Annotated in this window: 10 protein-coding genes; 3 read left to right on the plus strand and 7 right to left on the minus strand. The window is 43.4% G+C overall.

Features of this window, described 5'->3' with window-relative positions:
• From NDN13_RS06925 to adeS, 6 genes are all read right to left on the minus strand, one after another.
• Entirely contained in the window at window positions 1-1,254 is a 1,254-nt protein-coding gene (locus tag NDN13_RS06925; RefSeq protein ID WP_251117695.1) for an MFS transporter, read from the minus strand.
• A gap of 79 nt (window positions 1,255-1,333) precedes the next feature.
• Window positions 1,334-2,401 carry an ABC transporter substrate-binding protein gene (locus NDN13_RS06930; RefSeq protein ID WP_251117696.1) on the minus strand — a complete coding sequence of 356 codons (1,068 nt, stop codon included), beginning with the start codon at window positions 2,399-2,401 and terminating at the stop codon, window positions 1,334-1,336.
• A gap of 24 nt (window positions 2,402-2,425) precedes the next feature.
• On the minus strand, window positions 2,426-3,925 hold the full coding sequence (locus tag NDN13_RS06935) for a putative porin (RefSeq protein WP_502799557.1): 1,500 nt from the start codon (window positions 3,923-3,925) through the stop codon (window positions 2,426-2,428).
• A 465-nt stretch (window positions 3,926-4,390) separates the two neighbouring features.
• Window positions 4,391-5,440 (minus strand): NADP(H)-dependent aldo-keto reductase, encoded by a 1,050-nt coding sequence (locus NDN13_RS06940; protein ID WP_251117697.1) that lies wholly within the window; start codon window positions 5,438-5,440, stop codon window positions 4,391-4,393.
• A gap of 90 nt (window positions 5,441-5,530) precedes the next feature.
• Window positions 5,531-6,886 (minus strand): LLM class flavin-dependent oxidoreductase, encoded by a 1,356-nt coding sequence (locus tag NDN13_RS06945; protein ID WP_251117698.1) that lies wholly within the window; start codon window positions 6,884-6,886, stop codon window positions 5,531-5,533.
• A 239-nt stretch (window positions 6,887-7,125) separates the two neighbouring features.
• Window positions 7,126-8,196, minus strand: a complete 1,071-nt coding sequence (gene adeS, locus NDN13_RS06950; RefSeq protein WP_251117699.1) for a two-component sensor histidine kinase AdeS — start codon at window positions 8,194-8,196, stop codon at window positions 7,126-7,128.
• Between the two features lie 147 nt (window positions 8,197-8,343).
• Between adeS and NDN13_RS06955 the strand changes: the two genes are divergently transcribed.
• The gene (locus NDN13_RS06955; RefSeq protein ID WP_251117700.1) at window positions 8,344-8,610 is read left to right on the plus strand and encodes a transporter suffix domain-containing protein; all 267 of its coding nucleotides are present in this window, start codon (window positions 8,344-8,346) and stop codon (window positions 8,608-8,610) included.
• A gap of 29 nt (window positions 8,611-8,639) precedes the next feature.
• On the opposite strand, the gene adeR is transcribed toward NDN13_RS06955, so the two are convergent.
• On the minus strand, window positions 8,640-9,368 hold the full coding sequence (adeR, locus tag NDN13_RS06960) for an efflux system response regulator transcription factor AdeR (RefSeq protein ID WP_251117701.1): 729 nt from the start codon (window positions 9,366-9,368) through the stop codon (window positions 8,640-8,642).
• 146 nt (window positions 9,369-9,514) lie between these two features.
• Here adeR and NDN13_RS06965 point away from each other — a divergent pair, with 146 nt between their 5' ends.
• Complete coding sequence (locus NDN13_RS06965; RefSeq protein ID WP_251117702.1) at window positions 9,515-10,684, plus strand: efflux RND transporter periplasmic adaptor subunit; 1,170 nt, start codon at window positions 9,515-9,517, stop codon at window positions 10,682-10,684.
• The gene (gene adeB, locus NDN13_RS06970; protein ID WP_251118186.1) at window positions 10,684-13,794 is read left to right on the plus strand and encodes a multidrug efflux RND transporter permease subunit AdeB; all 3,111 of its coding nucleotides are present in this window, start codon (window positions 10,684-10,686) and stop codon (window positions 13,792-13,794) included. The genes NDN13_RS06965 and adeB overlap by 1 nt, the downstream gene beginning before the upstream one ends.
• Window positions 13,795-13,855 lie beyond the last annotated feature (61 nt).

The raw sequence follows: 13,855 nt of genomic DNA on the forward strand, positions 1-13,855 counted from the left end.
TTATTGACCCTCTATTTCTGAATACATTTCAATCTCTAGCGGTGGTGCTATAACAACCTGTGTCAGTTGCTGGGAAAAACCGATCAGTCCGCCAAATAAAACCGCTGAAATAAGAAACATCGACTGTAAGCCCCAGTAGTGGCCTAACCAGCCTCCAACAATACTTCCCAATAACGCACCTGCTGGTCCTGCCATCGCGGTTAATCCAGACACCTTGGCCATTCCCAATCGCTCCCCCACATTGGCAAACATGGTGAAATTGACGATATGCAGCATCGCCAGACCCAAGCCCAGAATCACAGCACCCACCCACAACAACACGGAAGTTTTAGGTATGCCCAACATCACCGATGCCACTGCAACAAAAGCAAAACCCGTTTGATAAAAGCGTTTTATTCCCCACCGTGCCAGCAAAGCCCCTGTCGTAAATAAGGCTATGACAAATACAGCCCCCTGTAGCGTCACCAAACTGGCAGCAATCGTTTCACTCCAACCAAAGTCTTTAATCGCAATCACAATGATGAAGAAACCGTAGTAGGCCATGACTGCATTGCTCGCCATCTCAATTAAACTGGTACGCCGTAGGACTGGGTCTTGCTTAAATAAAACCAATTGCTTGGCAATCACGGTAATATTCAAAGCTTCATGTTGTTGAGTGCTATCGGTGGAAGAGCGACTTCTGTCAAAGGCCAGAGCTACAAACAGGACAGGCAACAGAAATAGAACGGCGATCCACCCGAAGGCACCTGAAAAACCAGAACTATTCACCAAGCTCACGGCCAATAACGGGCCAACCAGAAAAAAACCCATCATATGCGTGCCTCTAAACCATCCCGCCTTAGCAGCACCTATGCTTTTTAAATGCTGCATATACACCGTGTTGAGTGAAACAAACCGCATTGGCATGCATAACCCAACCAAAAATGTAGCGAAAATCAGATACCAAACCGTTGGATAGAATGGTACGGTGACATACACCAGCGCTGCGAGAAAACTTCCTAATACAAACATTGTCTTAGGTCCATAGCGTTGTACTAACAGACCAATTGGCAGTCCGAAAAGCAAAATACCGAGACTCTGTACTGCAGCAATCAAGCCCATTTCAAACTCATTGGCTTGTAACTGTACGGCATATAAAGAGGTCACAATTTTTGCAATTCCAATCCCCAAACCGGCACATAAGGCCAAGCCAATAAAGCCGAATACAAAGCGCAATTGACCCAATTCAAGCTGAGCAACCGATTCCTGACGCATAAACGGCATCCCTAAACATGCTGAACAAATAAACTGGCTTGCCAAAGGCATACTCGCCCTTGGCCAATCCAAATCACAATTACTTTTTACGGTTGCCGTTTACATCAAATTTTGGCCAAAAGTTTTCCAATTTGAGTTCTTGAATTGCGGTGTTCAGATATTTCGGTTCAATCCATGAATCCACATCCACTGGACGGCGAATCAGCTTGTAATCAATTGATTGCTGCACCGATTTCTTTAAAGAATTCACTGCATAATCATCAAAGTATGGGGAGTTGCGATCTTTCAGCGAGTAATCATCCCAGTCTTTTTTATAGTCTAGGTAAGGCACGCCACTTTGAGCCCACAACTTGTACTGGGTATCACGATTCTTTTCATCGGAGCTCCACACGTTATCTTTAATAAATGTGGTCACCACACGCTGCACAATTTGTGGGTATTTCTTCTCAAAATCTTCGCTGACCCATGCCACTAATGGACCATTCAGATTTGGATCTTTACGGACTTCTAAAATACGCTTTGCTACACCACGGGCTTCTAATGTCCATGGGCTAGTAATCAAACCATCAATATCCCCTGTAGACAGTGAGGTTTGAGCTGAATAAAAGTCCTGGCTGATCACACGGAAATCTTTTTCAGTGAAACCATATTTCCGTAATAAACGACCGAGAATTAGCTGTTGATTAGTGCCTTTAAAGACAGAAATGGTTTTGCCTTTTAAATCCGCCAGACTTTTCGCACCTGAATCAGATGGAACTGCAAAATACACAGGTCCAAAACGCCCCGTCACAAATAACAGTTTAGATTTCAAACCCGTTGAACGTCCGACAATCGAAGGTAAATCACCATGCCCGATACCAAAATCGACCTTTTTATTGGCTAAAGCTTCATTCAGTGCAGGCCCTGCACCCGGAAAAAATGACCATTTCACCTTAATACCATCTTTGGCAAATTCTTTTTCTAAAATGCCGCGTAGATTGGCACTGGCATAAGCACTTCCACCAACTTTGGGTTTTCCACCGACGCCTGCACCGGGTACTCCCAGTCGAATTTCAGTGGGATTGGTTTCAGCAAAAACTGAGAAACTGGTGGCAACCAGCACACCTGCTGCTGCACCAATAAATAAATGTTTCGTCAAAAATTTCATTGTGTCATTACTCATATTCAAAAATTAAAAGGTGTATTGGAATTGCGCTTGCACTTCTGAGAAGTCTTTCTGCGCAGCTGTCTCGTGGTCATAGCTCCAGCGATTCAGCCCTAATTGGAATTTGGTGGTTTGTGCGAAGAAGAAATTTAGGCCCAAGGTATGAATATCGACTTTGCCGAATCCATGCCCTGCAATCCCAATCACATCTGCGCCTTTATTTGGGTTATAGCTGTCATAGCGATAGAAGCTCTGAATCGATTTCGGCCAGAAATCATCAAACTTGGCGACGGATTTCACACTGTTATAAAATTGATCGCCAAAGGTATAAAACAGGGTTGCGGTATGTCCTTCAGACTTTACTTCTGAGGTTGAACCTGTGGCAGTTGCATAATCACTGAGCCCTTTGACATATTCATAAGTCACGCCAAACGGTGCATGGTTGTAGTAAATATCGAAACCCAAGCGATCATTGCGACCATTACCATCGAGAACATTACTGCCTGCAATGACGTTTTTACTGCCTTTGAGATACGAAGCACCAAATTTCAACTCACGAAACCAGCTGGCATAATCAACAGGTAAAGTGAAAGCCACCCGTCCGATATAATCTTTCTTATCATTGTCATCGACTTTATTGGTGCCATTGCCATTGACCACACCCAGCGCATATTCAAATAATGGCGCTCGATAGTTTGATGAATAATCAACAAATGGTTTGACATCACCACGCACAATCAGACCAGTTTGACGATTGAATAGACCCAATTGTGCCAATCCTGTAGCAACATTGATGGTTGGACGTAAATCCTCAGGTGATTGTGGATCTAGACCAAATGGAATCAATTGCTGACCAAAGGTCACATTCAAACGCGGAACTTCTGGCCCCCCATTGGTCGAGGTGAAGTTATAGCGCAAGAATGCATCTGCTAGATTCAGGTCACTGGCACTGCCTGCTGTCCCGACACGTTTGCCATAACTAAAAGAAAGTTGGTAATCGAGATTTTTCCCCTCCTTATAGTCTTTATATAAATTTCCTCTGACCCCGAATAAAGCGGTTGGTACATCAAAAGTATTGCGACGTGGGGTAACGGGCGCTGGATTTCCAGAGGCCGTGTCTTGACTCTGAGCCTGTGCCCGAACTTGTACAGTTCCATATAAAGTCGCATCTCGTGTCGACTTCACCGAAGTCCGCTCATATTGACGAGACTGATCATATTTATAGTTTTCTAGATCACTACGGAAACCGGCCAATTCGCTTTGAGTCGCAAAGCTATGTTCGGTATTTTCTTCTTCCTGAATGCCTGCCGTTGTTTCCTGTTGTGCATTCAATGCTGCTGTTTCAACCAGCTCAGTTGAAGCCTGTTTCTTTTGCTTTAATGCATTGACTTGTTGTTGCAAAGCCGTCAATTGCGCCTGTAACTGTGCTAACGTTGTATCAATATCTTCTGCCGCCTGAGCTGTGCCGCTTCCCAAAAGCGTTGCCATGCTCAAAGCAATGGATAAAGAGAGATGATGTTTTTTCACCAATAAAACCCCTAAAACGAAAATGCTAAAATTTGAGTCAAAAAATCCTGTGTGCGATTGAATCTGCAATCACACTTCAAAAAAATCCCAACGAAATAAATTAAAAAAATAAGAGAGAAATTAACTTTCCATACAACAACGCAACATCTTCATCCTGTGCTCCTCAGCCTGCATAAAATCAATCTTTGATTTATCTATCTTGATCTTTGCAAGCCTCATGCCAAAACATAAGATATTGTTTTATATTGATATTTACAAATTAACTTCTTGTTTTCCTGTTGATCAGGTGTTGCAAATTCAACACCCTGCTTATGCTAAAACAGCACATTTCAAGGTTTCTATTTCTTATTTTTAGATATATGAGTCATGTTGCAATATTTTGATCCCACAATAAAAAAAGACAGTTGGATTAACTCAACTGTCCTGAACAAAACCAAAATTAAATTCTAGGAGATGATCTATGCCTTAAGGTGCGGGATTAGGATGGGCTTGATGGATTTGTTCGATTCCCTGAATCACCTCATCAGTTAACTGCAGGTCAATACTTTCAATATTGGTTTTAAGCTGAGTTAAATTGGTGGCACCAATAATATTACTGGTGACAAAACGGCGACTATTTACATAGGCCAAAGCTAGTTGAGCAGGATCTAAATCATATTGTTTGGCCAATGCCACATAACGACGAATCGCATCTTCAGAGGCTTGCCCTTTATAACGGGCAAAGCGTTCCCATAAGCTTAAACGTGCGCCTGCTGGTTGTGCACCATCTAAGTATTTTCCTGTCAAAGCACCAAAAGCCAAAGGTGAATAAGCCAGTAAACCGACCTGTTCTCGTATGGCGATTTCGGCATTACCAATTTCAAAACTACGGTTCAATAAGTTATATGGATTTTGGATGGAAACGACCCGCGCTAAGCCCAATGTTTCGGAATACTTTAAAAACTGACTCACGCCCCAGGGTGTTTCATTGGATAAGCCAATATGTCGGATCTTGCCCGCTCGAATCAGATCAGACAAAACTGTCAAGGTTTCTACAATTGGAACCGTGTCTTCATTTTCAACATGGGTATAGCCCAATTCACCAAAATGATTGGTACTGCGATCAGGCCAATGCAGTTGATAAAGATCAATATAATCCGTTTGCAAACGTTTCAGACTATCATGTAACGCCGTTTCAATATTGGCTCGATCCAACTTGGTTTGACCCGAACGAAAATGCGAAGCCTGAGTTAATTTCCCTGAGCGCCCCACCACTTTGCTTGCAATCAGCACTCGGTCTCGTTTCTGTGACTGCTTTAGCCATGTGCCAATATATTGTTCAGTTAAGCCTTGGGTTTCTGGTTTCGGTGGTACAGGATACATTTCAGCCGTATCAATCAGATTTACGCCACGTTCCACTGCATAATCCAATTGCTCATGTGCTTCGGATTCAGAATTCTGCTCGCCCCAAGTCATGGTGCCGAGGGCGATGACACTAACATCAATATCAGTTTGACCTAGTTTTCTATATTGCATTTTTCACTCAATTCAATTGTGATAACACAAGAGTGACGCTTAAAAGTCACTCCTTGTTACTTTGATTCATGATTTAGTTTTAACATGATTTTAACTGGCTTTGTTTTTTTCAGCCTGCCGTGCCAAGACATATTGATTTTCTGGACGTGTCAGACCCAAGTTTTCACGTAAGGTCGTGCCCTCATACTCAGTACGGAATAGACCACGGCGTTGTAGCTCAGGCACAATCAACTCGACAAAATCATTGAGACCTGCTGGCGTGCTTGGTGGCAAAATATTAAAACCATCTGCTGCTTCATTCTCAAACCATTGCTGTAGTTGATCAACAATCTGTTCAGGTGTGCCGATCAATTGCCAATGGCCACGTGCACCTGCCACCCATTCATACAGTTGACGGATACTGAAATTATTTTTCTTGGCAATGTCTGCAATTAGCGCAGGACGACTCACCATGCCTTGGCCTTCGCCCAATTCAGGGAATGGGCCATCTAGATCATAACCTGAAAAATCAAAGCCGCCACTTAAGCCACTCAACAAGGCAAGCCCTGCTTCTGGATGAATCAAGTCAGTCAGTTGTTGGTATTTGGCACGTGCTTCTTCTTCAGTACGTCCTACAAATGCAGAAACCCCCGGCAAAATTAAAAGTTCATCGGCTGAACGTCCATATTTGGCCAGACGACTTTTTACATCACGATAAAATTCTTGTGCATCTTCCAGTTTTTGGTTGGCAGTAAAAATGACTTCGGCATAGCGGGCTGCGAGATCACGTCCTGGCCCTGACTGTCCTGCTTGCACAATCACAGGATAACCTTGTGGTGTACGCGGCACATTCAAAGCACCTTTTACCGCATAGTATTTGCCTTTGTGGTTCGGGTTATGCACTTTCTCAGGGTCATAAAACACACCTGATGCCTTGTCATGAATAAAGGCATCATCTTCCCAACTGTCCCACAGCTTTTTAATTAGATCGACATATTCTTGAGCACGCTCATAACGCTCAGCATGCGGAATTTGCTGCTCATAACCAAAATTGGCCGCGGCAGCTTCCGACGCTGAGGTCACCACATTCCAGCCCGCTCGACCATGACTGAGATGATCTAGCGACGCAAATTTACGCGCCAATAAATACGGTTCTTCATAGGTAGTCGATGCCGTTGCAATAAAACCAATATGTTTGGTTACTGTCGATAAAGCGGCGAACAAGGTGACTGGTTCAAAGCCTGCCACTTTATCGCTATAACCGGTTTTCTCGGCTTGTCCAAAATTAACGGCGAGGCCATCTGCCAAAAAATAGGCATCAAATAAGCCTTTTTCCGCAAGTTGTACCTGCTCTTTAATAAAATCAAAATCCACTGCTTTGCTTGGTTGCGACTCTGGATGTCGCCATGCGGCAACATGTTGTCCAGTGGCAGGGATAAATGCACCTAATCGAATTTTTCTACTCATGTTCTGCTCCAAATTTGTTATTCAACACAATTCATCTTTTCACTGTAGTTAATACAAATTGGATGCCAGTTTTTTTATTTATAAATATTAAATACTTAAATTATAGAGTATATCAGCACTGCTTAAGCGACAACATTATTCTGTTGAGCAGGTGTTGCAGAATCAACACCTGCTCTTTTATTTGCAGCAGATATTGGCTTAGAACAGCAATACGATTGGAATTGCGTAAATAAACTGGTTTAAGAGTGAACAGGTAGCGCGATACGAAACACACTATTATGATTCGGATTGCGATATTCAATTGTACCTTTATGCGCAATCACAATGGCATGCACAACCGCTAAACCTAGGCCTGTACCACCAAATTCTTTATTTCTCGACTGTTCCAATCTAAAAAAGGGATTAAATAAGTCGTGTTGATATTGTTCTGCAATCCCAGGTCCTTCATCAGCAATGTGTAGAATCCATTCATCTGAAACTCGCTTTGAGGAAATTTTTAATCTGCCTGCATTGGCATAGCGAATTGCATTTTCGATCAAGGCCATCAAAACCTGCTCAATCCGCCGACGATCACAACGGATGGGGGGCTGCTCCATATCAAGTACGGGCACAATCTGGGCTTTCTCTAGACGATCTTCAAACAGCTTGAGCACTTTTTCAGTCAGCGCGTTCAAATCGACTAACTCATAATTTAATCTGAGCTGCTGATTCTCAACCAAACTCAAAGTACGTAGATCTTCGACCAAATGCGATAAGCCTTCCACCTGATTGAGCAAGCTTTTAAATAGCACTTCATCAGGCTGAAACACCCCATCTAGGACACCTTGTAAGCGTCCTTGCAAAATCGTAATTGGGGTTCTTAATTCATGCGCGATTGCTGCATTCCACACTTTCGCATTTTCAACCGAACTTTCCAGCTGCTGCGCCATGTCATTAAAATTATGCATCAACTCAGCAATTTCAGTGGAATGGATTTGGCTGTCATCTGCCCGTGCGGAAAGGTCTCCCTGACTGATTTTTTTTGCAGCATCCGCCAAGAAATTAATCGGCTTAATAAAACGCTGTGCCAGATGCATCCCAATAATGATCGAAATGACACCCCCACAAAAAATCACCGTAGATAACCAGATCCAATCGACAAAATGAAATTCGGTCCAATCTTCCTGTAAAGAACTTAACGTAATCCAGCCGACATCAATGGCATAGTTATAAATAAAATAGCCAAGCAAAATAGAAAACAGCGTCACGCTTAAGTTCACAATACTTAATGCGACAAACAACTGCTTACTAATACCTGACTTGCTCTTCATTGGGTTTTTCCAATCAATTGATCGAATTTTTTCACATGATACGCTGATTTTTTCAGAGATTTACACACTTTTTCCACACTTTAAAGATCATCGCTCCTTAATCCTTGCTCAAAATAGCTGCATCAACGTTTTATTGATGTGACCAAAATGCATAAATCAAAACTCAATTTGCGAAAAAAAATTGGCTTCATTCTTTTGGCCATAGTCATTGCTTACTGGCTTGTCTTTCCCATCATTCCATTCTTAGACATTCCGCATAAAGCATTAATCATGACAGGAATGGCGATTGGAGGTGAAATTCTGCTGTTAATCGTAATTACCTTATTGGGTAAGGAATATTGGACAAAGATCAAAAATGGATTTAAACACTTGTTGACGCCCTTCAAGTCACAGAACAGAAAATCGGATCACTAAAATTAAAGTCATCGACATTCAAAATATGCTCACTCCACAGGATGATCCAAGCGATAACCGACCCCACGGACATTGATTAACATCTGTTGCAAACCGTGCTCTTCCAGTTTTTTTCTGAGCTTACTGACATGGCTATCCACCGTACGTTCCAAGGCATCACTATCAGGCAGACAGTGATTCATCAGTTCACTGCGGGTAAAGACTTTGTGAGGATGGTCGATCATTAAAAGTAAAATTTTATACTCGGTCAGGGTAAGATTCAGCATGATTTTTCGATCTTGCTGATGCACATAGACGCTATGAATATCGGTATTAATTTCGATATTTTTATAAACCAGATTCTTGTTGATTGCTTGTGTGTTTTGCTGGGCTCTTCTCAGAACAGCTTGCACCCGTGCCACCACTTCATTCGGATTAAAAGGCTTCACCACAAAGTCATCAGCCCCAATTCTTAATGCCATGACCTTATCAATATCTTGATCCAGCGCCGTCAACATAATCACAGGCGTTTGCGCTTTTTGACGGATTTTACTCAGCACCTCCCAACCATTCAGTTCTGGAAGTTTGATATCGAGCAGGATTAAATCTACCAGTTGGGCTGCATGGATTTCTATCGCCTGCTTACCATTCATGGCACGAATCACCCGCATGCCTTCACGTTTTAAATAGTGCTCGATAATATCGCCAATCTCGTATTCATCTTCTACAACGAGAATCTGTTTATCACGGCAGTCAAAAGAAAATGAGGCGTCAAACATGAATAAATCAGCACAAAGGTTCAGTCAAACTCGATGATACGCTGATTTATCTGTTGACCTCCACACTTTTTCCACACTTCAGCGATGTTGGTTACACAAAGTTCGAAAATAATGTCAGCATCAAAAACTCCCAAGGCATGGACAGAATGCAAAAGCATCTATTACTTCCATTATTCTTATCCATCGGACTGGTGCTGCAAGCATGTGGTTCCAAAGATGCGGCTCCATCAGAAACACCATCTGCAAAAGTCACGGTACTCAATATGCAGCCACAATCGGTGAACTTTAGCGAGAACCTGCCTGCACGTGTGCAAGCATTTCGTACCGCTGAAATTCGCCCACAAGTCGGTGGCATTATTGAAAAAGTCCTGTTTACCCAAGGTAGTGAGGTAAAAGCGGGACAAGCCCTCTATAAAATTAATTCAGAAACTTTCCAAGCTGATGTGAACAGTAATCAAGCCTCGCTACACAAAGCAGAAGCAGAAGTAGTTCGTTTAAAAGTTCAATTAGAACGTTATGAACAATTATTGCCAAGCAATGCCATCAGTAAGCAAGAAGTCAGCAATGCGCAAGCCGAATATCGTCAAGCTTTGGCTGATGTTGCGCAAATGAAGGCCCTGCTCACGCGTCAAAACCTGAACCTACAATATGCCACGGTACGGGCACCAATTTCAGGGCGTATTGGACAATCCTTTGTGACAGAAGGTGCATTGGTCAGCCAAGGTGATGCCAATACCATGTCAACGGTTCAGCAGATCGATAAAGTCTATGTCGATGTAAAACAATCCATTAGTGAATATGAACGTTTACAAGCTGCATTACAAAGCGGTGAGTTATCCGCCAATAATGAAAAAACCGTGCGCATTTCAAACAGTCATGGTCATCCTTATAACGTCAGCGCAAAAATGCTGTTTGAAGACATCAATGTCGATCCTGAAACCGGCGATGTCACCATTCGAATTGAAGTGCAGAATCCAGAACGCAAACTCCTTCCAGGTATGTATGTCCGCGTCAATATCGACCGTGCTTCAGTGCCTCAAGCCTTGCTCGTTCCAGCCCAAGCAATTCAACGCAATATCAATGGTGATCCGCAAGTTTATGTGATCAATGCCAAAGGTGCGGCAGATATTCGTCCAATCGAATTGGGTCAACAATATGAGCAGTTCTACATTGCCAGCAAGGGTCTAAAAGCGGGTGACAAGATCGTGGTTGAAGGGGTTGAACGTATCCAGCCGAATCAAAAACTGGAACTCGCCGCATGGAAAGCACCTGCTTCAAGTAATAGCACATCGCCTGCAACGCAAGGAGCTCAATGATGATGTCACAATTCTTCATTCGCCGCCCCGTGTTTGCATGGGTGATTGCGATTTTCATTATCTTATTTGGGTTACTCAGTATTCCCAAACTACCGATTGCTCGCTTTCCAAGTGTCGCGCCACCACAAGTCAATATTAGTGCAACCTATCCAGGGGCAACGGCAAAAACCATCAATGACAGCGTTGTCACCTTGATTGAACGTGAATTGTCAGGTGTAAAAAACCTGCTCTATTACAGCTCAACCACAGATACATCGGGTACGGCAGAAATTTCTGCGACCTTTAAACCGGGCACTGATGTCGAAATGGCACAGGTCGATGTGCAAAACAAGATCAAGGCCGTTGAAGCCCGTCTGCCGCAAGTGGTTCGCCAGCAAGGTTTACAGGTCGAAGCATCATCTTCAGGTTTCTTGATGTTGGTTGGAATCAACTCACCCAATGGACAATATTCCGAAGTCGATCTCAGTGATTATCTGGTTCGTAATGTGGTGGAAGAACTGAAACGCGTTGAAGGTGTCGGTAAAGTACAATCCTTCGGTGCAGAAAAAGCCATGCGCATTTGGGTTGACCCCAATAAACTGGTGTCATATGGCTTGTCCATTAGTGATGTCAATAATGCCATTCGTGAAAATAACATTGAAATTGCCCCGGGTCGTCTTGGCGACCTCCCTGCTGAACAAGGTCAACTCATCACTGTTCCCCTATCTGCTCAAGGACAATTGGGCAATGTGGAGCAATTCAGAAATATCAGCCTAAAAAGTAAAACCAGCGGTAGCGTGATCAAACTGTCTGATGTTGCCAAAGTCGAAATCGGCTCACAGGCGTACAACTTTGCGATTTTGGAAGATGGTAAACCTGCTACTGCTGCCGCAATCCAGCTTAGTCCAGGCGCCAATGCCGTCAAAACAGCAGAAGGTGTCAGAGCCAAGATTGAGGAATTAAAACTGAATTTACCAGAAGGCATGCAGTTCAGTATTCCTTATGACACGGCACCTTTTGTCAAAATTTCGATTGAAAAAGTGATTCATACCTTACTTGAAGCCATGGTACTGGTTTTCATTGTGATGTATTTATTCTTGCATAATGTTCGTTATACCCTGATTCCAGCGATTGTTGCACCGATTGCGTTACTCGGTACATTTGCGGTGATGCTATTGGCAGGTTTCTCAATCAACGTCCTGACCATGTTTGGTATGGTGCTGGCCATCGGGATCATTGTCGATGACGCCATTGTAGTGGTGGAAAACGTCGAACGAATCATGGCAACTGAAGGACTGTCTCCAAAAGAAGCCACCTCCAAAGCCATGAAGGAAATTACCAGTCCGATTATCGGGATTACCTTGGTACTTGCTGCGGTGTTCTTACCGATGGCCTTTGCCAGTGGTTCGGTCGGGATTATCTATCAGCAATTTACCTTGACCATGTCCGTATCAATTCTGTTCTCGGCATTATTGGCATTAATCCTGACCCCTGCACTGTGTGCCACAATTCTGAAACCGATTGATGGTCATCATCAGAAAAAAGGCTTCTTTGCATGGTTTGATCGTAGCTTTGACAAAGTCACCAAAAAATACGAGTTGATACTGCTCAAAGTCATCAAACATAGCATTCCAATGATGGTGATCTTTGTGGTGATTACAGGCATTACCTTTGCAGGTATGAAATATTGGCCAACTGCCTTTATGCCAGAAGAAGACCAAGGTTGGTTCCTAACGTCGTTCCAATTGCCATCGGATGCCACTGCTGAACGAACTCGAACTGTGGTCAATCAATTTGAAGAAAGCTTAAAAGATAATCCCAATGTGAAAAGTAACACTGCAATTTTGGGTTGGGGCTTTAGCGGTGCAGGTCAAAACGTAGCGGTGGCATTTACCACGCTCGCAGACTTTAAAGACCGTAGTTCAAGTGCGACTGAAATGACCAACGCGGTCAATGCCAGCATGGCAAACAGTAAGGAAGGTGCTACGATGGCTGTACTTCCACCAGCGATTGATGAGTTGGGTACCTTTTCAGGCTTTAGTTTACGTTTACAAGACCGTGCCAACTTAGGTATGCCTGCGCTACTGGCTGCACAAGATCAACTCATGGAAATGGCTGCCAAGAACAAAAAGTTCTATATGGTCTGGAATGAAGGTTTGCCACAAGGTGATAATATTTCACTGAAAATTGACCGTGAGAAACTCAATGCCTTAGGGGTGAAGTTCTCTGATGTCTCCGACATCATTTCGACCTCAATGGGATCAATGTATATCAATGACTTTCCAAATCAAGGGCGTATGCAGCAAGTGATCGTACAGGTCGATGCCAAATCACGAATGCAACTCAAAGATATTTTAAATCTGAAAGTTGCGGGTTCAAGCGGGCAACTGGTTTCTCTATCTGAAGTGGTGACGCCGCAATGGAGTAAAGCACCGCAACAATACAATCGCTATAACGGCCGGCCATCGTTGAGTATTGCAGGGATTCCGAACTTCGATACTTCATCTGGTGATGCCATGCGTGAAATGGAACAGCTGATTGCCAAATTGCCAAAAGGCATCGGTTATGAATGGACAGGTATTTCCTTACAGGAAAAGCAATCTGAATCACAAATGGCCTTCCTGCTGGCGCTATCAATGCTCGTGGTATTCTTGGTCTTGGCAGCTCTGTATGAAAGTTGGGCCATTCCCCTTTCCGTGATGTTGGTGGTGCCACTCGGTATTTTCGGTGCGATTGTGGCGATTATGTCTCGTGGCATGATGAACGATGTATTCTTTAAAATTGGTCTGATTACCATTATTGGTTTATCCGCCAAGAATGCGATCCTGATTGTCGAATTTGCCAAGATGCTGAAAGAAGAAGGTATGAGTTTAATTGAAGCCACTGTTGCTGCTGCAAAACTCCGTTTACGCCCGATCCTGATGACCTCACTTGCCTTTACTTGTGGTGTGATTCCATTGGTCATCGCTTCTGGCGCCAGTTCAGAAACCCAGCATGCCTTAGGTACAGGTGTCTTTGGCGGCATGATTTCTGCCACCATTCTGGCGATCTTCTTTGTTCCCGTGTTCTTCATTTTTGTTTTGGGTGCAGTTGAAAAGCTGTTTTCCTCGAAACAGAAAAATCCATCTTAAATGACATTGAGCAGAGGGAATCAACAGGTTTCCTCTGACTCCACCTCAGTATCTATCCTCA

The sequence above is a fragment of the Acinetobacter sp. C32I genome (assembly GCF_023702715.1).
In the GTDB taxonomy this organism is placed as follows: domain Bacteria; phylum Pseudomonadota; class Gammaproteobacteria; order Pseudomonadales; family Moraxellaceae; genus Acinetobacter.

Excerpts from the sequence above, each read along its gene's own strand:
- adeS (WP_251117699.1), bottom strand. The coding sequence starts at position 8,196 with ATGAAGAGCAAGTCAGGTATTAGTAAGCAGTTGTTTGTCGCATTAAGT.
- NDN13_RS06965 (WP_251117702.1), top strand. The coding sequence starts at position 9,515 with ATGCAAAAGCATCTATTACTTCCATTATTCTTATCCATCGGACTGGTG.
- NDN13_RS06930 (WP_251117696.1), bottom strand. The coding sequence starts at position 2,401 with ATGAAATTTTTGACGAAACATTTATTTATTGGTGCAGCAGCAGGTGTG.
- adeB (WP_251118186.1), top strand. The coding sequence starts at position 10,684 with ATGATGTCACAATTCTTCATTCGCCGCCCCGTGTTTGCATGGGTGATT.
- NDN13_RS06925 (WP_251117695.1), bottom strand. The coding sequence starts at position 1,254 with ATGCGTCAGGAATCGGTTGCTCAGCTTGAATTGGGTCAATTGCGCTTT.
- NDN13_RS06945 (WP_251117698.1), bottom strand. The coding sequence starts at position 6,886 with ATGAGTAGAAAAATTCGATTAGGTGCATTTATCCCTGCCACTGGACAA.
- NDN13_RS06955 (WP_251117700.1), top strand. The coding sequence starts at position 8,344 with ATGCATAAATCAAAACTCAATTTGCGAAAAAAAATTGGCTTCATTCTT.
- adeR (WP_251117701.1), bottom strand. The coding sequence starts at position 9,368 with ATGTTTGACGCCTCATTTTCTTTTGACTGCCGTGATAAACAGATTCTC.
- NDN13_RS06940 (WP_251117697.1), bottom strand. The coding sequence starts at position 5,440 with ATGCAATATAGAAAACTAGGTCAAACTGATATTGATGTTAGTGTCATC.